General features: G+C 68.9%; 16 protein-coding genes. 3 read left to right on the forward strand and 13 right to left on the reverse strand.

Features of this window, described 5'->3' with window-relative positions:
- Positions 1-175: 175 nt before the first annotated feature.
- From ACQP1K_RS14335 to ACQP1K_RS14380, 10 genes are all read right to left on the reverse strand, one after another.
- Positions 176-1,909 (reverse strand): sensor histidine kinase, encoded by a 1,734-nt coding sequence (locus ACQP1K_RS14335; protein ID WP_433501392.1) that lies wholly within the window; start codon positions 1,907-1,909, stop codon positions 176-178.
- 91 nt (positions 1,910-2,000) lie between these two features.
- Positions 2,001-2,579: a hypothetical protein gene (locus tag ACQP1K_RS14340; RefSeq protein ID WP_433501393.1), complete on the reverse strand. Its 579-nt coding sequence runs from the start codon at positions 2,577-2,579 to the stop codon at positions 2,001-2,003.
- A 179-nt stretch (positions 2,580-2,758) separates the two neighbouring features.
- Complete coding sequence (locus ACQP1K_RS14345) at positions 2,759-3,703, reverse strand: ribose-phosphate diphosphokinase (RefSeq protein ID WP_433501554.1); 945 nt, start codon at positions 3,701-3,703, stop codon at positions 2,759-2,761.
- Positions 3,704-3,723: 20 nt separating this feature from the next.
- Entirely contained in the window at positions 3,724-4,674 is a 951-nt protein-coding gene (locus tag ACQP1K_RS14350; RefSeq protein ID WP_433501394.1) for a pseudouridine-5'-phosphate glycosidase, read from the reverse strand.
- A 6-nt stretch (positions 4,675-4,680) separates the two neighbouring features.
- On the reverse strand, positions 4,681-8,769 hold the full coding sequence (locus ACQP1K_RS14355) for an amino acid adenylation domain-containing protein (protein ID WP_433501395.1): 4,089 nt from the start codon (positions 8,767-8,769) through the stop codon (positions 4,681-4,683).
- A gap of 29 nt (positions 8,770-8,798) precedes the next feature.
- Positions 8,799-9,713, reverse strand: a complete 915-nt coding sequence (locus tag ACQP1K_RS14360) for an EamA family transporter (RefSeq protein ID WP_433501396.1) — start codon at positions 9,711-9,713, stop codon at positions 8,799-8,801.
- Positions 9,710-10,381: a uracil phosphoribosyltransferase gene (gene upp, locus ACQP1K_RS14365; RefSeq protein ID WP_433501397.1), complete on the reverse strand. Its 672-nt coding sequence runs from the start codon at positions 10,379-10,381 to the stop codon at positions 9,710-9,712. The genes ACQP1K_RS14360 and upp overlap by 4 nt, the downstream gene beginning before the upstream one ends.
- Positions 10,378-11,064, reverse strand: coding sequence for a phosphoribosylanthranilate isomerase (locus tag ACQP1K_RS14370; RefSeq protein WP_433501398.1), 687 nt, complete (start codon positions 11,062-11,064; stop codon positions 10,378-10,380). Before ACQP1K_RS14370 ends, upp begins: the two co-directional genes overlap by 4 nt.
- Positions 11,065-12,068: 1,004 nt before the next feature.
- Positions 12,069-13,361: a helix-turn-helix domain-containing protein gene (locus ACQP1K_RS14375; RefSeq protein ID WP_433501399.1), complete on the reverse strand. Its 1,293-nt coding sequence runs from the start codon at positions 13,359-13,361 to the stop codon at positions 12,069-12,071.
- Positions 13,362-13,407: 46 nt separating this feature from the next.
- On the reverse strand, positions 13,408-13,914 hold the full coding sequence (locus tag ACQP1K_RS14380; RefSeq protein WP_433501400.1) for a MarR family winged helix-turn-helix transcriptional regulator: 507 nt from the start codon (positions 13,912-13,914) through the stop codon (positions 13,408-13,410).
- A 250-nt stretch (positions 13,915-14,164) separates the two neighbouring features.
- Between ACQP1K_RS14380 and ACQP1K_RS14385 the strand changes: the two genes are divergently transcribed.
- Positions 14,165-15,352 (forward strand): MFS transporter, encoded by a 1,188-nt coding sequence (locus ACQP1K_RS14385; protein WP_433501401.1) that lies wholly within the window; start codon positions 14,165-14,167, stop codon positions 15,350-15,352.
- Here ACQP1K_RS14385 and ACQP1K_RS14390 read toward each other — a convergent pair.
- Entirely contained in the window at positions 15,349-15,834 is a 486-nt protein-coding gene (locus tag ACQP1K_RS14390) for a MarR family winged helix-turn-helix transcriptional regulator (protein ID WP_433501402.1), read from the reverse strand. The two genes, ACQP1K_RS14385 and ACQP1K_RS14390, sit on opposite strands and share 4 nt — an antisense overlap.
- A gap of 53 nt (positions 15,835-15,887) precedes the next feature.
- Here ACQP1K_RS14390 and ACQP1K_RS14395 point away from each other — a divergent pair, with 53 nt between their 5' ends.
- Positions 15,888-16,520, forward strand: a complete 633-nt coding sequence (locus tag ACQP1K_RS14395; protein WP_433501403.1) for an NAD(P)-dependent oxidoreductase — start codon at positions 15,888-15,890, stop codon at positions 16,518-16,520.
- A gap of 111 nt (positions 16,521-16,631) precedes the next feature.
- On the opposite strand, the gene ACQP1K_RS14400 is transcribed toward ACQP1K_RS14395, so the two are convergent.
- The gene (locus ACQP1K_RS14400) at positions 16,632-17,639 is read right to left on the reverse strand and encodes an Acg family FMN-binding oxidoreductase (protein WP_433501404.1); all 1,008 of its coding nucleotides are present in this window, start codon (positions 17,637-17,639) and stop codon (positions 16,632-16,634) included.
- Between the two features lie 32 nt (positions 17,640-17,671).
- A complete protein-coding gene (locus tag ACQP1K_RS14405; protein WP_433501405.1) occupies positions 17,672-18,331 on the reverse strand; it encodes a CBS domain-containing protein in 660 nt (219 codons plus the stop codon).
- 157 nt (positions 18,332-18,488) lie between these two features.
- Here ACQP1K_RS14405 and ACQP1K_RS14410 point away from each other — a divergent pair, with 157 nt between their 5' ends.
- On the forward strand, positions 18,489-19,184 hold the full coding sequence (locus tag ACQP1K_RS14410; RefSeq protein WP_433501406.1) for a CBS domain-containing protein: 696 nt from the start codon (positions 18,489-18,491) through the stop codon (positions 19,182-19,184).
- The last annotated feature ends 24 nt before the right edge of the window (positions 19,185-19,208 follow it).

A 19,208-nucleotide genomic window follows, 5' to 3' on the forward strand; every position in this document is an offset into this window, starting at 1 on the left:
ATTTTCTTGCAGCCCTACCCACTGAGCGGCGAAAACAGCATTCGTGATCTTGCACTCACAACTGCAAGATCACGAACCGTACAGACGCAGGCCAGACGGCCCGCCTGCGAGAAACTGCAAGATCACCTAGCCGGTCCATGCAGGACAGGAGGGTGACGTGCGAGCAATTACAAGATCACGGGGGGGTGGGGGGTTGGTGGAGGGGGACGCTCCACTGGAGGCGGGTGCCTCCGCCTTCGGGTGCGGTGAGCTCGAAGGCCCCACCGAGCCGGTGTGCGCGGTCCTCGAGGTTGCGCAGCCCGCTGCGCCGTCCCTCCGCGGGCACCCCGACCCCGTTGTCCGTCACGATCAGAGTGAGCAGCCGGTCCTCGTTGCGCACGGTCACGTCGGCGCGTGACGCCTTGGCATGGCGCACGAGGTTGGACAGCGCCTCGCGCAGGACGGCCAGCAGGTGCTCGCCGACGGTCTGGGACACCTCGGTGTCCAGCCTGCCCTCCAAGCTCAGGCCGGGCATGAAGCCGAGGTGGCCGCGCGCCCCCTCCACGAGGTCGACCACCTGGGCCCGCAGGCTCGGCGCGCTCTCCTCCCTGGGGGTCTGCAGGGCGAAGATGGTCGACCGGATCTGCCGGATCGTGGTGTCCAGCTCGTCGATCGCGCTCTGCACCCTCGACGAGGCCTCCGGCCGTTCGACCAGGCGGACCGCCCCCATCAGCGTCATGGCGACGGCGAACAGCCGCTGGATGACCACGTCGTGCAGGTCCTTGGCGATGCGGTCGCGGTCTTCGAGCAGTCCCAGCCGCTCGGCGTTCTTCCTGGTCTCGGCGAGCTCCAGCGCGACGGCGGCCTGTCCGGCGAAGGCGTGGAACATCTCCAGCTCCAGGTGACTGAACGGCATGCGCCCGTGACGCTTGCCGAGCCACAGCACGCCGCGCACCGCCCCGACCCTGCCGATCGGCACCACGGCGACCGGCCCCACCGAAAGCTCGTCTTCGACCTCGGTGTCGATGTCGTCATCGCCCGAGTCGTTGCTCATGAGCGGCTCCCCGCTCAGGAAGGCCCGCCCGGCGAGGGTGCCGGAGATCGCCACCGCCCGGCCGGTGATCCCGGCTCCGGCGGAGATCCCCCCGGCCGCGCCTTCCGCGACCGTGCCCAGAAGGGTGTCGCCGTCATCGCCGGGCAGCAGGACCGCCACGACGTCGGCCTCGGACATCTCGCGGGTCCGCCGCGCCATCAGCGCGAGCACCTCTTCCGGCTCCGCGCCGGACAGCAAACGGGTGGTGACCTCCGACGACGCCTTGAGCCAGGTCTCCCGGCGCCGGGTGTCCTCGTACAGGCGGGCGTTCTCGATGGCGACGCCGGCGGCGGTGGCCAGGGCGACGACGATGGCCTCGTCGTCCTCGTCGAACTCCCCTCCCCCGCGCTTCTCGGTGAGATAGAGGTTGCCGAACACCTCGTCGCGCACCCGGATCGGCACGCCGAGGAAGCTGCCCATCTCCGGATGGCCGGGCGGGAAGCCGTACGACTCCGGGTGGTCGGAGATGTGCGTGAGCCGCAGGATCTGCGGTTCCTTGATGAGCAGACCGAGCAGGCCCAGGCCGTGCGGCCAGTGCTCGATCCGGGCGATCTCCTCCTCCGTCAGCCCCACCGGGACGAACTGGACAAGCGTGTTCTCTTCGCCGATCACTCCCATCGCGCCGTAGCAGGCGTCGACGAGGGTGGTGGCGGTCTCGACGATCCTGCGGAGCACGGTCTCCAGGTCCAGGTCGCTGCCCACCGAGACGACGGCGTCCAGCAGCGCGTGCACGCGGTCACGGGTGGCCAGCACCGCCTCCAGCCGGCCCTGCAGTTCGGAGAGCAGGTCGTCCAGCCGCATGTGGGGGAGCAGCGAACGAGGCTCGTCTTTCTTCATGCGAGAAGTGTCCCATTCGCCCCCCTCGGTCTCCAGAGCGAAGCACCCGCCCCCCGGAGGTGGGGGGCGGGCGCTCGCGTGCCGGCGGTGTCTACTTGAGGATCGGGAGCCGCTTGACCAGGTCGGTGCGACCCCACCGGGCGCCGATGCCCAGGGTGTCGCTGGCGTTCGCCAGGGCCAGACCGGCCAGCACGATCGCGTAGACGATGTGATCGTCCATGAAGGGGTTGGTGGCCAGGGGCAGTGCAGCGGCCCACATCAGGACCATCATCAGACCTCCGGCGACCGCCGCGATCCGCATCCCCGCCCCCACGATGAGCGCCCCGCCGACGCCCAGCAGGCCGAGCATGAACAGCAGATCGACCCAGCCCTGACCGGCCAGCCCGGCGTAGAACCCGCCGAGCGCGTTGTCGGCCGTGCCCTTCAGGAAACCGGTGGTCGGGCTGCCGCCCTGCACCCAGGCCTTGTCGGCGGGGGTGGCGAAGCCCCAGCCGAAGGTCTTGTCGAGGAAGGCCCACAGGAACACCCAGCCGAGGGCGATCCGGGCGAGCGCCCAGGCGTAGGCGGCAGGCCGGGCGCCTCCGGTCCGCGGTGCGGTCCGCCCGGCCACGTCGCCCCGGTCGACCTCTGTGAGGTGATTACGCTGGTGACGTCCTTCGATGGTGGCCATGACCGGCACCTTCCCTTCGGTTTGCGACCCCTGCTTTCGCGTCTCCATCACATCGCGTCCGGCGTCGGGGGCGCAGAGCCGTACGGCACGGCCTTTCGGCCCTGACGTCCCGGCGCCGTGGGACCTTCGGCTCTCCGGGGAGGTGTGGCCCGGCCGGCGGTCGGGTGGTCCGCACCGGTTCAGGCGTGGTCGTCGAAGAGGCTCGTGACCGAACCGTTCTGGAAGACCTCCCTGATGGCTCTGGCCAGCAACGGCGCGATGGACAGGACGGTCAGCTGCGGGAAGCGCCGCTCGTCGGGGATCGGCAGGGTGTTCGTGAAGATCACCTCGCGGGCGCCGCAGGTGGCCAGCCGCCGGCTCGCCGGACCGGACAGCACGCCGTGGGTGGCCGCGACGATCACCTCTGCCGCGCCCTCACGCAGCAGTTGCCCGACCGCCTCGGAGATCGTGCCGCCGGTGTCGACCATGTCGTCGATCGTCACGCAGATCCGGCCCTTCACATCCCCGACGACCCGGTTCGCGACGACTTCGTTGGGCCGCACCGGATCACGGGTCTTGTGAACGAACGCGAGAGGGCAGCCACCGAGCCGGTCGGCCCACTTCTCGGCCAGCTTGGTGCGTCCTGCGTCCGGTGACACGACCGTGATGGCCGCGCCGCCGTACTTGTCGCGTACGTACCCGGCGAGCAGGTTCTGCGCGAAGAGGTGGTCCACCGGGCCGTCGAAGAAGCCCTGGATCTGCGCGGTGTGCAGGTCCACGGTCATGATCCGGTCGGCGCCCGCCATGGCGAACATGTCCGCGATCAGCCTGGCCGACACCGGCTCGCGGCCGCGGTGCTTCTTGTCCTGCCGCGCGTAGCCGTAGAACGGCATGACCGCGGTGATCTGCTTGGCGCTGGCGCGCTTCAGCGCGTCCACCATGAGCAGCTGTTCCATCAGCCACTTGTTGACCGGCGCGCAGTGGCTCTGGATGACGAACGCGTCGCAGCCGCGCACCGACTCCTCGAACCGCACGAAGATCTCGCCGTTGGCGAAGTCGTACGACGACTGCGGCGTGAGCTGCACGTCCAGCCGTTTGGCCACCTCCTCGGCCAGCTCGGGATGGCTGCGCCCGGCGAACAGCATCATGTTCGCCGACGCCGGGCTCACGGCCGGGTCTCCCGGAGGTACCGGGCGTGCGCGGCGGCGAGCCGGCCGCCGACCTCCGCCGTGCTGATGAGCACGGACATGTTCGCCCTCGAGGACCGCCCCTCGGTGGCCGCGTCGACCGCGCGCATCAGATACTTGGTGATCGCGTTGCCGCGGATGCCGGCCCGCTCGGCGGCGGCCAGCGCGTCGGAGATGACCGCGGTCACTTCTGAGCCGTCGATCGCGTCCTCCTCCCGTACCGGCGTGGTGATCAGGAACGAGCTCCGGTTGCCCAGCGCCCAGTGGTTCTCCAGCGCCCGGGCGATCACCCGCTCGTCGTCCAGCCGCTGCGGGCTGCGGATGCCGCTGGAGACGCAGTAGAACGCGGGAAAGTCGTCCGACCGGTAGGACACCACCGGCACGCAGTGGGTCTCCAGATACTCCATGGTGAGCCGCAGGTCGAGGATGCTCTTGGCCCCGGCGCAGACGACCGCCACCTTCGACCGGGTGAACTGGATCAGATCGGAGGAGATGTCCATCGTCTTCTCCGCGCCCCGGTGCACGCCGCCGATGCCCGCTGACGTGAAGAACGGGATGCCGGCCAGCTCCGCCGCCACCACCGAGCTGGCCACCGTCATCGCGCCGCGCCCGCCCTGGGCCAGGATCACCGGTATGTCCCGGCTGCTGACCTTGGGGATGTCGGACGCCGAGGCGAACCGCTCGATGTCCTCGTCGGTCATCCCGACCTTGATCCGGCCGCCTTCCAGGCAGATCGTGGCCGGGACCGCGCCACCGGAGCGGACCGCCTCCTCGACCTTCCGCGCGGTCGCGGCGTTGTCCGGATAGGGCAGGCCGTGCGTGATGACGTTCGACTCCAGCGCCACCACGGGCCGGCCCTCACTGAGAGCGTCCGCGACCTCCTCGCTGTACACCAGCGGAATGCCGCCATGCTGATCTCGGGTCATCATCGCCCCTCAGTTCGTCTCTGTCCCGTAGGTCGGCACCTTGCCCAGCCTGTGCTTCTGACCGGCGATCTCCGGGATGTACACCTTCTCGTTCCACAGCTCCTTCTCGACCGGCTCCAGGATGATCGACACCGAGCCCTCGTCGCAGCCGAAGGCGCTCGTCATCGCCTTGGTCACGGCCGCGACGAGTTCGGAGTGCTGCTTGTCGCTGAGTGACACCGGGAAGTGCTTGATGCTGACGTGCGGCATGGTGATCTCCTTATGGCGGGTGCCGAGACGGTTTCGGACGGCGCCGACCAGCTCGTCGATCCCCGGCTCCTTGAGCAGGGCGTAGTGGTCGGCCTCCAGATCGATGACGACCGGGGCCGTGGCCGAATACCCCCGGCTGTTCTCCAGGAACGAGTAGTCGTCGCCGCTGGCCTTGAAGATGGTGATCGGCGCCTGGATCCGACGCTGGGCCAGTTCCCGGAACGTGTAGCTGAACTCGAAGGTCTGGCCGACCACCCGCATGATCCGCCGCACCAGGTCGATGTCCAGCCCGGGGAAGTTGCGGTGGATGAAGGCGGCGAAGCCGTCCTCGTCCCGGGCCTCGGCCAGGCACCGCTCCAGCAGCGGCCCGGTGATCGTGCCGGCGAAGACCGAGAAGAGGATCGTCACGTACGCCTTGTTGTCGTAGCCGGCCTCGTACTCGCGTACGGGCCCGTCCACCAGGCCGACCTTCGGCGAGCCCGGCGCGATCAGGAACAGGTGCTCAACCCGCTCACCTGCCTGTTCCAGCCGGTACGCGGTCTCGAACGCGACGCGCGCGCCGAACGAGTAGCCCCACAGCGTGTACGGACCGGTCGGCTGCAGCCGGCGGATCGCCTTGACGTCCTCGGCCGCCATCTCGCCGATGGTCGAGTAGGGGACCTCACCGGGGTTGATGCCGTACGCCTGCACACCGTAGAAGGGCCGCGTCTCCCCCATCCTGTCGGCCAGCAGGCGGAGATTCATGGGGTATCCGCCGAGGCCGGGCCAGCAGTAGACGGGGTCGCCCGTTCCCTTCCGCCGCAGCGGCACCAGCCGTGAGGAGACCTGGGTGCCGAGTCCTTCGACCCGCCGGGCGAGCTTCTCGATCGTGGGACACTCGAACAGCACCTGCAGGGGCAGCGAGCCGGAGAACTCCCGGTTGATCTTGTTGATCAGCCCGACCGCGATGAGCGAGTTCCCGCCGGACGCGAAGAAGTCGGCCTGCACCGAGACCATGTCCTGCTTCATCGCCTTCTTCCACAGAGCGGCGATCCTGCGCTCAGCGTCGGTCCGCGGCGCGACGAACGGCTGGTCCGCCGTGTCCACGTCCGTCTTGTCGGACGCGATCAGCGCGTTGACGTCGATCTTGCCGTTGGCGGTGAACGGAAGCCGGTCCAGTACGACGACCTTGTTCGGGATCATGTAGTCCGGCAGGAAGTTGATCAGATCCTCTCTGAGGATCTCCGCGGGCCCCTTCAGATGGACCAGGTCCTCCTTCATTCCCTCGCTCGTCCGCTGGTCGTCGCTGACCCGGCCGCCGATGAAGAAGTAGGAGGAGAAACCGGGGTCCCGGCCGCAGTCGCGCAGAATGCCGTCGATGCGGCGCGCGGAGGGCAGGTCGTCGCCGGATTTCGAGCTGTATCCGGACGACATGAACCCGAGGCCGACGTCGTTCATCGACAGGTGCTGCAGCTTCCGGCCCAGGTCGACGTAGCGCAGCCACTCCTTGCGGTTTCTGCCGATCACCGAGATGCCGATGCCGGACCGGTCATAGACCTGCTGGTTGATCGCGATGACGTGCTTCTTCAGGATGAGCTCGGCGGAGATCCGCCGCAGCCGCCCGTCCTCGTAGGCGTACTGGCCGGTCGGCAGGTCCGCGACCTTTCCGGGATGCGCCTGGACGTAGACGTCGAGTTCGTCCGGCGGCGGCGGCGCGTACGGGATCAGCTGGAACGTGCCCAGGTAGTAGTCCTCGTCGGCGCATTCCAGGGCGTCCTTGGTCGCGGGCGCGTACTCCAGATCCGTGATGTACAACCCGTATTCGGGCAGCACCTCCTCGAACAGGCCGACCATGTGGCCGGTCTCGATCTCGAGGACCTCGCGGATGTTGTTCTTGTAAACCGGTTCTATCGCCCGCTTCTTGCCGATGAAGTGCAGCCTCACCTGCGCCTCCGGCCGTCCGGCCGTCGGCCTGATCAGCACGAGCCGGTGGTCCAGCGGCTGGTAGTAGTAGAAGCCCGGTCCGAGGCCGGCGACCCGGTCGATCTCGAGGTACAGCTGGGTCGCGTACAGGGCCCCGGGCGACGCGTAGGCGTACTTCGGCAGCAGCCGCTCCTCGCTGAGATGCTGCCCGAAATATCGCAGGATCTCGCCGAACTCGGCGAGGTCGAGGGTGTCCAGACCACGGGAGTGCGTGCCCTCCACTTTCCTGGCCAGCAGCCTCAGGACGTCGTCCTTCGTGACCTCCCCGCCTTCGTAGAACCGGTAGGTCTTGCGCGCGAACGCCAGCTTGCGCTGTTTCCCGGCCGGTTCCTTGCCGGGCAGGTCGATCACCGGCTTGCCGCCGATCTCCTCGGCGTCCCTGACCCCGGCGTTGGACAGCTGCGCCCTGACCTGGAGCCTGCTCTCCTTGGACTGATGGTGGGCGCCGTGATTGCCCTGGTCCATCAGCATCGCTTCCTTGGGATCCAGTTCGACGCAGGCGACCAGGTTCTGGAACCCGGTCCGCGGATCCTTCTTCACGATGGCCGCGGCGTGCCTGACCCAGTCGTGGGCCTCGATCGCCAGCCTGATCTCGTCCAGCTCGACGCGGAACCCACGCAGCTTGACCTGGTTGTCCGCGCGCCCGACGAACTGAACGGTGCCGTCGGGGTTCCAGTAGGCGAGGTCACCGGTCCTGAACAGCCTGCCCTCGCCGAAGGGGTTGCGCACGAACCGTTCCGCGGTCAGCTCGGGGCGATGCAGGTAGCCGCGGGCGACCTGAACGCCGCCGATGTACAGCTCGCCGATCTCGCCGACGGCCACGGGCGAACCACCCTCGTCGAGGATGTGGTATTCGGTGTGGGCGACGGGCGCGCCGATCGAGATCGCGTTGGGGCCCTCCCCCACGGTCTCCCGGTCGACGGTGAACGCGGACGAGTTGATCGTGCACTCGGTCGGTCCGTACAGGTTGACCAGCGCGCACCCGGGCAGAACCTCGAAGAACGAGGTCGCCAGCGATCTGGACAGGGCCTCGCCGCCGGTGAAGACCTGGGTCAGCGACGTGCAGCTCCCGAGTTCCTCGGTGTCCAGCAGCGCCGTCAGCAGCGTCGGCACGCACTGCAGCGTGGTGACATCGTGCGTCCTGATCACGTCGATCAGCCGCTCCGGGTCCCGGTAGACCCCGGGCGGGCCCGATACGACGGTCGCGCCACAGGCCGGTGCGAGGATCTCCCACTGCGCCGCGTCGAAGCTCATCGGCGTCTTCTGCAGGACGGTCTTCCCGCGGTCGATCCCATAGTGGGCTCGCAGCCACCGCAGCTGACTGACCACGCTGCGATGCTCGATCATCACCCCTTTCGGCCTGCCGGTGCTGCCGGAGGTGTAGATGACGTAGGCGAGGTTCTCCGGACGCGGCCCGGCGCTGATCGCCGCGCCGGAAGAACCCGCGAACCGTGCCGCCTCCTGCCGGGTGACGATCCTCGTGCCGGCGGGCGCCAGCTCGGTCAGCCTGGCCGTGAACCCTTCCTGCGTGACGATCACCCGCACGCGGGCGTCCTCGATCATGTAGCGGAGCCGCTCTTCTGGGTACTCGGGGGACAACGGCAGGTACGCGCCGCCGGCGAACAGGATCCCCCACGCGCCGGCCATCAGGTCGATCGACGGCTCGACGAACAATCCGACGCATTCATCGGGGGAGACGCCGATCTCCCGCAGATATCCGCCGAGTTCCGAGCTGTTCTCCGCGAGTTCGCGGTAGGTCATCCGGTGTTTATCGTGAATGATGGCCGTGTCGTCCGGTCTCACCCGGACCTGGGCGTCGAGTAAGTCAGGAAGACACACGTCGTCGGGCAATTCCCGCCTCGCCCGAGCGACTGAAGTGGTGATCATTTCCTCCCCTTGCAATGGACGGAGAAGAGTTACCGATAAGCTGTTTCCCTCGACTTTTCCACCGGTTTCCCGCGCTCACCCGAGGGTGCTGCCGAAAGGTTGGCGAACACGACGGATCCGATGATGATCAGAGCTCCGATGACCTGCACACCGGTCAGCACCTGATCGAGGAAGAAGTAACCGAGAACGGTCGCGACGATCGGGCTCGCGAAGGCGAGGAACGAAACCGCCAGTGCGGACAACCGCTCGATCCCGCGGAACCACACCGAATACCCGACCAAAGAACCCAGCACGACCAGGTAAATGAAACCCGCGATGTTGGGGCCGTCGAGCTCACCCGGCAGCCCTTCGGCCAGCACCGTGACCGGCAGCAGTACGAGCCCGCCCGTGGTCAGCTGCCATCCGGTGAACTGCAGCAGGGACACACCCGCAGGCCGTTTCCACCGCTTGGTGAACACGATGCCCGCCGCCATGCAGGCGGCGCCGGCCAGCGCCGCCGCGACGCCGACCAGGTCAAGCGCCGCCGTGGGCCGGATGACCAGCAGCGCCACGCCGGTCGCGCCGACCACGCAGGCCACCACATGGACGAACCTGATCCGGTCGCCGAGCAGCAGCGCCGCGAGGATCAGCACGATCATGGGCTGGAAGGACATGATCAGCGCGGCCACGCCGCCCGGCAACCGGTACGCGGCGACGAAGAGGAAGTAGAAGAACGCGCCGATGTTCAAGGTGCCCAGCACGAACGCGCGCCACCACCAGACTCCCCTCGGCAGGACCCGCCCGATGCCCACCAGGATCAGTCCCGCGGGCAGCGCGCGGACGGCGGCGGCCAGCAGCGGGCGACCCGCCGGCAACAGCTCGGTGGTCACCAGGTAGGTGCTTCCCCAGACCGCCGGCGCGAGCGTTGTCACAACCGGGTCCAGGAGCCGGCCGCCGCTCTTCATCGCACGATGTCTGTGCCGAAGTAGCGGTCGCCGAAGTCGCCGATGCCGGGGAGCATGTAGGCGTTCTCGTTGAGCCGCTCCTCGATGGCCGACGTCACGATCCGCAGGTCAGGGTGGCGCGCCCGGACCGCGTCTATGCCCTCCGGCGCCGACAGCAGGTTGATGAACACGATGTTGTCCTCCTCGACCCCCCGGTCGAGGAGGACGTCGATGGCCGCCAGCGCGGTCCCGCCGGTGGCCAGCATCGGATCCAGCAGCAGCACGTGCCGCCGGTCGATGTCCGCGGGCAGCGCCGAGTAGTACAGGTGCGGCAGCTTCGTCACCTTGTCCCGCTGGATCAGGATCTTGCCGATCCGCACACCCGGCAGGATCGCCCGCAGCTCGGACTCCATGCTCTCCCCGGCGCGGGCGACCGACACCCCGCAGATCCCGGGAGCCGGCCGCAGGCCGTGATAGGTGCGCCCCACCGGTGTGAGGACCTCGCACGAGTCGAACGGGAGAAGATCCAGTCCCGCTTCGAGCAGCTGGCGGATGATCCGGCCGGACGAGGTGACGAAGTCCTCCCTGCCGACGTTCCGGTCGCGGATGACCGTGTGCAGCGCTCGCAGCTGCCTGGTCTGCGGCAGCAGATGCACGGTGCCGGTCACCGGCGTCATCGCGCTGGTCATGCGTCCTCATTCGCTAGTTGGGCGAAGGCCTTGCGGGCCTCCTCGACGAACTTGCGCACCTTCATCCGGTCCTTGCGGCCCGTCGCGTTCTCCAGGCCGGTGTGCGCGTCGACGGCGGCCGGGCGGATCTCGGCGATCGCGGCTGCGACGTTCTCCGGGTTCAGTCCGCCGGCGAGCATCAGCGGCCGGGGCGAGATCCGCACCAGCTCGGCGCTGATCGACCAGTCGTGCAGCAGTCCGGTGGCTCCCTTGGCACCGGTCGCCGGGTTGAAGCTGTCGGTGATGAACATGTCGACCCACTCGGCCGCCTGGTCCACGATCTCGGCCAGCTCGCCGAGGTTGTCCTGCTTGACCACGAGGCTCTTGAGCACGTACAGGTCGGGCGCGATGCGCCGGAGGGTCCGCAGCTCACCGGGGGTGACGTCGCCGTGCAACTGGATGGCGGTGACACCCAGCTCCTGGCAGAACCGCGCGATTTCCTCGGCGTCGGTCAGATAAGTGATCACGACGCCCCGGTGAGCCGGCTGGATGGCTTTGATGATCGCCGCGGCGTCTTTCTCCGACAAATCCTCGTTCTTCAGTGGAAGCCGCAAGGCGAAACCGAGCCAGTCCGCGCCTTCCTCGCAGATCAGGTCCGCCTCGGCCTGGTCGATGACACCGGCCACCTGAATGATTCCCTGCATGTTGAACCGCCTTTCAACCGGCCCGAGCCGGTACCGCTGAGAACGAATTGCATTAGGCTATGAGAATTGCCTTTAGCGCCCGCCGATATCGCAGGTCTGACCAGAGAAGAATTCACTCGGCCCAGCCCGCGACACCACGATGTTTACTCTGGTGTCCGAACCGGTAACCGCGATGATCGTGACACATCGACCCATCGCAGTCAACACTTTCCCGGGCAGATTTGACATCCGCGGTCCACCTGCGGGCACCACATCAAAACGGACCGCTTAAAATAGGAGCCAATACACGAATAACCGCGATGGCAAGCCTGATCAAGGCGCCGTCGCGGATTACCGGAAATGGAATATCGGACAGTTCTGGACGGGGGCGGGGCCCGGCACGGTGTTCAACCGTGGAATTCTCCCGTCCGTTTCCGGATGGTCGTCTCCACCATGCCCGTGACACACGGCTCCCCGCCCGGCCGCCTTCGCCGAGGCGGCGCGGACGTCACCCGGTCGCGCCCCGGGTCAGGAAGGAAGCAGATCTACGCGGGCCGAACGGCCGGGGCCGAACCACCCACCGGGCAGCGCAGGCCCTCACGGTCGTGGCGGTGTTCCGCGCTCGCGCCGGATCGACCACGGGCGTCTCGCCGCGTCTCGGGCATGGCCGAAGACTTGGCAGTGCCGAACGGCCGAGGCGCCACCCGCCGCGACATCGGTTCCCCTCGCCTGATCTCCCGGTCACCTTCACCACCCTTTGACGGTCGAGACGGTGATGCCGAACACGGACACGGTGTCCCGGTCTCCGCGGGCGGCACGTCTCACCCGAGAACGACCCACTCCTCGCGAATCACACATTTGCCCTACTGCCTCACGTATCATGAGCAGCCCACTCCGCGAACCGCAAGCGGTGTCCTGGTGACTCCTTGACGGGAACCGAGGACACCGTCCATGCGGTGACGTGCGGATCACGGGTTGCCCGGACGGTGCCGGCGAAGGGCGGGCCGGCGGACGGCCGCCTCACCTCATGCTCGCGCTCTCTCCCTCGCATACAGCCGAAGCGGGTTGTGGAGCCGATAGCGCTGCGGACCGACCGGTTCGATCAGGTGCGCCGCCGCCAGCCGCTCCAGTGCCCGCTCGGTCTCCACCGGCGGCAGACCGGTGACCGCCGTCGCGGCGGTGATGCTGAACTCGGCGCTGGGGTGCAGTCCCAGCTGCTGGAACACCCGCGCATCCGCGGGAGCGAGCGCCAGGTAGGACCAGGAGAACACCGTCCTGACCGCGGAACGGGGGTCGCCGAGGACGGTGAGCATGTCGAGAGCGTGCTCCTCAGCCGCCAGTTCCGCGGCGAACGCGTGCAGCGGCTTGGCCGGCAGGTTGGTGAGCCGCTCTCCGGCCAGCCGCAGCGCCAGCGGCAGGCCGGCGCAGCAGGCCGCGATCGCCGCGGCCGCCTCGGGTTCCGCGCCGACGCGGACCCGGCCGATCATCTCGGCCAGCAGCGCCACAGCGTCGGCCTGCCCCAGGGGAGGGAGTGTGATCCGCTGCGCGCCGTCACGTACGGTCAGGCCGGACAGGCGTTGCCGGCTGGTGACGACGACCGCGCATCCCGGCGCCCCGGGCAGCAACGCGCGCACCTGCTGGGCGTCCGCCGCGTTGTCCAGCACGATCAGCAGCCTGCGGCCGTGCAGGAACGACCGGAACAACGACGCGGGCTGCCCGGTCGCGACCGACGGCAGCCCGCCGATGCCCAGCTCGTGCAGGAACACCTTCAGCACGGCGTCGGGCGACTGAAGATCGCCACCGTACCCGCCGAGATCGGCGAACAGGACCCCGTCGGGGAACAGGTGGCTGTTCCGATGAGCCCATCGGACCACCAGCGCGGACTTGCCGACACCGGGCGGCCCGTCGACCGCGACCACCGGCACGACACCCGCCTGGCTGTCGTCCGGCAGCAGCGCCGCGGTCAGCTCGGCCAGTTCCCTCGTACGGCCGACGAACTGCACCGGCCCCCGCGGCAGTTGAGCGGGCCGAGGCCAGGCGTCCGGCGCCGCCGGCGCCAGCGCGCGGACGGTGAGCGACTCGGCCAGTTCCCCGCCCAGATCGAGCACCTTGTCGCAGCGTTGCGCCAGCTCCACCGACGGATGCTTGATGCCGTTCTCCACCTTGGACATGTAGCTGTGGCTGTAGTGCGTCCGGCGTGCCAGTTCCCGGAGGGTGAGTCCGCGTCGCAACCGTGCGGCACGCAGCGAGGCGCCGAAAGCGGTCGTGCCGTCGGATGCCGCCGCGGCGGGCAGCGCTGAATGATCTTCAGCGGACACTCACTCACTTCCTTCCTCATGGCAGGGATGAGCTGGAATCGAGGATTCAGTCCGGCAGGTCGCCCAGCGAGACGAGGAGGTCTCGCAGGGTGTCGGCCAATGCTTCGCGATCTGCCGGGTCGAGCGCTACGAGCAGCCTGTTCTCGGTCTCCACGTGGTAGGGCAGCACCCGTTCCATGAGCGCGACGCCCTCCCCGGTCAGTGCGACACGAACACAGCGGCCGTCCGAGGTGCTCGGCGTGCGCGTCACCAGCCCCCGGGACTCGAGCCGGTCCAGGCGCTGGGTGACGGCACCGGACGTGACCATCGAGGCTCGCATCAGGTCGGCCGGCGACAGGGAGCGCGGCTCGCTGCGATACAGCGTCGCGAGGACGTCGAACGAGGCCGGATCGAGCCCGTGCGCGCCGAACGTCCGCCGCAGCGCCGCGGTGAAGAACCGCATCAGCCGCGGCAGCCGCCCGATCACCTCCATGGCCGACATGTCCAGGTCAGGGCGCTGTCCCTCCCACTGTTTCAGCACGAAGTCGACGTGATCCGTCGTCACCGTGCCCACCTGCGATCTCCTCCCGGCTGGTTATTTTGCTTAGCACTAAGTTATAGTATCTTAGCGTTAAGCAAAATCAGTCATGCGGGGTGGCCTGATCGGCGGCCTGCCCGATGTCTGCCACCGGACCCGGCAGGCATCCAGGTCCCGGCCACCGGCCCCACCCGACGACCGGAGCCGAACCCGACCGATGCGCGCCGGTCGGTCGTTCCCGCCTGCCCGGACCGGGCCCAAGCTCATAGGAGTAGGAGTAACCCGAATGACAAACGTCGAGTCCGTCGCCGCCGGGACCGTCCCGGAACGGGTGCCCATCAAGAGCTGGATCGCGGTCACCGCCGTCGCATTGGGCACCTTCCTGGTGGTGACCGTCGAGAACCTGCCCATGGGCCTGCTCACCGCGATCGGCGGCGGGCTGAACGTCTCGGACGGCGAAGTAGGCCTGATGGTGACCGTGTCCGGCCTGGTCGCCGCCGTCACCGCACCGCTGCTGCCGGTGGCGATCCGGGGGCTGGACCGGCGGTTGGTCCTGCTCGGACTGATCCTGCTGGCACTGGTGGCCAACGTCGTGTCCGCCGTGACCCCCAACTACGCCGTGCTCATGGTGGCGCGGCTGTTCGTGGGCATCAGCATCGGCGGGTTCTGGGCGCTCGCCGCGGGTCTCGGCGTCCGGCTGGTCCCCGAGGCGTACGTGGCCAAGGCCACCTCACTGATCTTCTTCGGCGCCATGGCCGCCAACGTCATCGGCGTACCGGCCGGCACGTTCGTGGGTGAGCTGACCAGCTGGCGCATCGCGTTCGGCGCGGTCGCCGCCGTCGCACTCCTCCTGGTGATCGCACTGGCCGTCCTGCTGCCGCGGATGCCGGCGACCGAGCCGGTCCGGCTGCGCACGCTGGCCGAGCAGTTGCGCACACCGGCCGTCCGGGTCGGCGTCATCGCCACCTTCCTGCTGGTGGCCGGGCACTACGGCGCCTTCACTTTCGTCAGCCCGATCCTGCAGGACATCTCCGGGATCGACGCGACGTACGTCGGGCCGCTGCTGCTCGCCTACGGCGTGGCCGGCATGATCGGCAACCTCGTCGCCGGCTCATGGGCCGGCCGCAACGTCCGCGGCACCATCATCGTGGTGAGCATCGCGCTCGCGATCATCCTGGCGCTGCTCCCGTTCATCGGCGGGAACGCGACCAGCGGGTCGATCCTGTTGATCCTGTGGGGTTTCGCGTTCGGCGGCCTGCCGGTGAGCGTCCAGACGTGGATCATCAAGGCGGCGCCCCAGGGCATCGAGGCCGCGACCGGGCTGAACACCTGCATGTTCAATCTGGCGATCGCACTCGGCGCACTGTTCGGCAGCCTCATCGTGGGCGTGGTCACCGTGACCGGCGTGCTGTGGGTCGCGGCGGGTCTCGTGGTCCTGACGTCCATCGTGGTGTGGGGCACCAAGCGGATCTAGGCCTCGTCGCCCAGCGAGACCAGCAGCCGCCTGAGGATATCGGCCAGGCTCTCCCGCTGATCGGGGGTGAGCCCGGCGAGCAGACGCTGTTCGGCGTTCACGTGATCCGGCAGGGCCCGGTCGATCAGCTCGCGGCCCTCGTCGGTCAGATCGACGTGAACGCCGCGGCCATCGGACTCGTTGGGCGTCCTGACCACCAGTCCCCGGGCCTCCAGCCGGTCCAGGCGCTGGGTGACCGCCCCTGAAGTGATCATCGATGAGCGCATCAACTCGGCCGGGGTCAGCCGGCCGCCACGACGGAGGGTGGCCAGAACGTCGAACGACGAGGGGTCGAGGTCGTGTTCCGCGAACGTACGGCGCAGCTCGCCGTTGACGAGCCGGGTCAGTCTTGAGAGCCGGCCGAACACGGCCATCGGGGAAACGTCCAGATCAGGGCAGGCGGCGGCCCACTGCCGCAGGACGTGGTCGACGTGATCTGCCACATCGAGAAGGTTACCGCCCAAAGCAACCGACAAGGTCGAGAGGAAACATAGGCATGCGCATCTCAGTGTTCGGAGCAACCGGAAACGTGGGCCGCCGCGTCGTCACCGAGGCCGTGTCCCGCGGACACGAGGTGACGGGCGTGGCCCTGAACGCGGCGGCGTTCGCCGATCTCCCCCCCGGGGTGGACGGGCGCGTCGGCGACGCGACCGATCTGGACGCGGTCCTCCCCCTGATCACCGGACGGGACCTGGTGATCACCTCGACCTGCCCGACACCCGGCAACGAGCACGAACTCGTCACCGTCGCCCACACGCTTCTGACGGCGTGCGCCAAGACCGGCACGCGCCTGCTGCTCGTCGGCGGCGCCGGCAGCCTGACCGTCGAGGACGGCGGCATCCTGATGAACGAGGTGGGCTACCCGTCCTACCTGCGGCCCATCGCGCTGGCGTGCATCGACCAGCTGGCGGCCTGCCGGGCCGACACCGTCGTGGATTGGGCCTATCTGAGCCCCGCCAAGCTGCTCGTGCCCGGCGAGCGCACCGGCCGGTACCGGATAGGCGGTGACGAGCTGCTGGTCGACGCCGACGGGGACTCCCGGATCTCGCTGGAGGACCTGGCGGTGGCGCTGCTGGACGAGGCGGAACGACCGCGGCACCACCGGATGCGTTTCACCGTGGCGTACTGACCTCGGTGACACCGGCACGTGCGGGGGATGGACGGAGATGGAGCCGGCTCCGGCCGTTTCCCGCCGCGCCGGGCGGAAGCACCGGCCACGGACCGGCCGGCTCGGAAGCCGTCAGGCCTGTTCCTCGACCACCTCGGCGGGCGGACGGCGTACGCTGCCCGTCTCGTCCACCGCGAAGCCCAACCTCATGATCATCTGAGGGTACGCCCCGTCGCACACGTGCTTGCGGATGAACTCCCGCAGGTCGGGCAGCTCCAGGGCCTGCGTGTGGAAGGCGGCGCTGAGGCCGTACGCCGAGGCGTACAGCAGGACACGCTGCAGCGCCTGCCCGGCGGTCAGCCAGTCGTCGGCGCCGTCGCCCCGCGTCGTGAGCACCGCGACGAGGCCCGTGACGCCGGGTTCATCGGACTCGACCCCCCAGTCGTGGCCTCTGGCGTAGTCACGCTGCGCGAAATACTGCGGCCGCGTCCGCCCGGAAGCCGCCGGATAGCTTCCCGCGGGCACACCGTCCTGCCTGGTGCTCCCCGGAGGCCGGGCCCATCGCATGATCTCCAGGCTGAACAGGCGGTCTCGGGCCTGGACCTCCTGGGCGGCGCCCGTGAGCGCGGCCAGCACCCGCGCCTCCTCCTCCGTCCGGATCGGCCGCAGCCGCGCCCCCTCGTCGGCCGCCTGGGCGACCAGCACGTCGACCAGTTCGCCGGCGACGGCCAGCCCGGTGAAACCGCTCCGGTGGGTCCTGCGACGCTCGATCTCCGCGTGGAGCAGGCGGGCGTGCTCGTCGGGCTCTCCCCTCGCCTGCGCTCCCGCCTGGGCGGGCCGGACCGTGGCCAGCAGCAGCGGGCGCTGTGGATCGGGGCGCGTCCGCACCTCGGGGTGATAGCCGAGCGCGCGCAGTGTGATCCGTACGTTGAACAGCGCCGCCCCGCAGCTCACCACCATCTGGCGGCCGTCGGGGTCGGCGACGCGCAGCTTGCGGTCCGGGTCGGCGCGCAGGGCGATCTCGTCCCCCGCCACCACGAAGGACCACGGCTGGCTGTTGTGCGGCGAGGGCGCCCATACGGCGGCCTCGACCGCCTCGTGCACCGCGCGGGTGGTCTCGTCAGATGTCCGAGCGTCCATGGCGTCCCTCCATCCGGTGGTCTGCCGCCCGGTCACAGGAGCGGCGGGGCGATCAGCAGGTCGTCGATCTCGAAACCCACGTCAGCGTCCACCTCGATGACGCCGTCGACGCCGCGGACCGCGTGCAGGAACGGCCGGATCTGCGACCGCCGGGCGAACGTGCCGCGCAGCGTGACCATCCCGGCCGCGACGACGATCTCCAGGTTGTCCGTCTCGACCGCCATCCGCTCGGCCATGTCGTCGATCTCCGCCCGCATGTCCGCCTCCGGCCGGGCGAACACGCGCAGCAGGTCACCCTGGTGGACGGTCCCGACGATGCGGCCGCTCATCGAATCGATCACGGGCAGCTGCTTGATGCGGTTGCGGTGCATCAGCCTCGCCGCGTCGCGCACCGGCGTTCCCCCGGTCACGATGATCGCCGGAGTCGTCATGATCTCACCGGCGGTCGTGCCCGCCGCCTTGCGGCGCTCTGCCCGCGTCTTCCGGCTCTCGAACAGGCTTCCACCGGGATCGATCTCCTTCAGGAGGATGTCGTCCTCGGACACCACCCCCACCGGACGGCGGTCGGCGTCGATCACTGTCACGGCGCCCACCTTGAACCGCCTCATCGTGTCGACGAGGTCGGCGAACGACGCGTCCATGCGAACGGCGATCGCCACCTTCCCCATGACGTCCTTCACCTTCATGCCCATCGGAACTTCCTCCCATCCGTGTCTCTACCAGCGTGTACGCCGGAGTCCCGCCAGATCAGCGGTGAAGGTCCCGACCCGGCGGGACTTTCGGCCGCACTCTCGGGGAACGGTTCCCGGAGGAGGCGAGCGGACACTAAGGACGGTGGAGGGAACCGGCATGCACAAGAAGGTGCGGGACGTGATGACCCGTCAGGTGGCCTCGGTCAACGGCAGCACGCCGTTCCGCGACATCGCCGAGGTGCTCGTCGCCCACGAGGTGAGCGCGGTGCCGGTCGTGGACGGCGAGGGCCACGTCATCGGCGTGGTGTCGGAGGCCGATCTGCTGCGCAAGGAGGAGTTCCGTGACCAGTACTACCGCGAGGGCTACCGGCCGCCCCTGCTGGCGCGCCTGCGCGACCTCACGATCCGTTCCGGCGCCGGGGCGGAGGAGAAGGCCCTCGGCGAGACGGCGGCCGAGCTGATGACCGCCCCGGCCGTCACGACCAGGCCGTACACCAGCGTGGTCAGCGCGGCCCGGGTGATGGCCGAGCGCGGCATCAAGAGGCTGCCCGTCGTCGACGACGAGGGACGGCTGGAGGGCGTCGTCAGCCGGCACGACCTGGTCAAGGTCTTCGCCCAGTCCGACGACGAGATCGCCCAGGAGATCCGCGAGGAGATCCTCGACGACGCCCTGTGGGCGGACACCTCGGGTGTCGACGTCCGGGTGAGCGACGGTGTGGTGACGCTCGTCGGCACGATGCCCCGTCCCGCCGACGCGCGGATCCTCGTCCGGATGGTCGAGCGGGTCAACGGTGTGCTCGATGTGGTCGACATGCTGACCTGGCAGGAGGGCGACGACCCAGACACGGGATGACCGCCGACGTCGCCCTCCCCGGCC

The sequence above is a fragment of the Sphaerimonospora sp. CA-214678 genome, from assembly GCF_050942215.1.
In the GTDB taxonomy this organism is placed as follows: domain Bacteria; phylum Actinomycetota; class Actinomycetes; order Streptosporangiales; family Streptosporangiaceae; genus Sphaerimonospora.

Bases quoted from the DNA above. Each gene is read 5' to 3' on its own strand.
- ACQP1K_RS14335 (WP_433501392.1), bottom strand. From the start codon at position 1,909: ATGAAGAAAGACGAGCCTCGTTCGCTGCTCCCCCACATGCGGCTGGAC.
- ACQP1K_RS14340 (WP_433501393.1), bottom strand. From the start codon at position 2,579: ATGGCCACCATCGAAGGACGTCACCAGCGTAATCACCTCACAGAGGTC.
- ACQP1K_RS14345 (WP_433501554.1), bottom strand. From the start codon at position 3,703: ATGCTGTTCGCCGGGCGCAGCCATCCCGAGCTGGCCGAGGAGGTGGCC.
- ACQP1K_RS14350 (WP_433501394.1), bottom strand. From the start codon at position 4,674: ATGATGACCCGAGATCAGCATGGCGGCATTCCGCTGGTGTACAGCGAG.
- ACQP1K_RS14355 (WP_433501395.1), bottom strand. From the start codon at position 8,769: ATGATCACCACTTCAGTCGCTCGGGCGAGGCGGGAATTGCCCGACGAC.
- ACQP1K_RS14360 (WP_433501396.1), bottom strand. From the start codon at position 9,713: ATGAAGAGCGGCGGCCGGCTCCTGGACCCGGTTGTGACAACGCTCGCG.
- upp (WP_433501397.1), bottom strand. From the start codon at position 10,381: ATGACCAGCGCGATGACGCCGGTGACCGGCACCGTGCATCTGCTGCCG.
- ACQP1K_RS14370 (WP_433501398.1), bottom strand. From the start codon at position 11,064: ATGCAGGGAATCATTCAGGTGGCCGGTGTCATCGACCAGGCCGAGGCG.
- ACQP1K_RS14385 (WP_433501401.1), top strand. From the start codon at position 14,165: ATGACAAACGTCGAGTCCGTCGCCGCCGGGACCGTCCCGGAACGGGTG.
- ACQP1K_RS14395 (WP_433501403.1), top strand. From the start codon at position 15,888: ATGCGCATCTCAGTGTTCGGAGCAACCGGAAACGTGGGCCGCCGCGTC.
- ACQP1K_RS14400 (WP_433501404.1), bottom strand. From the start codon at position 17,639: ATGGACGCTCGGACATCTGACGAGACCACCCGCGCGGTGCACGAGGCG.
- ACQP1K_RS14405 (WP_433501405.1), bottom strand. From the start codon at position 18,331: ATGGGCATGAAGGTGAAGGACGTCATGGGGAAGGTGGCGATCGCCGTT.
- ACQP1K_RS14410 (WP_433501406.1), top strand. From the start codon at position 18,489: ATGCACAAGAAGGTGCGGGACGTGATGACCCGTCAGGTGGCCTCGGTC.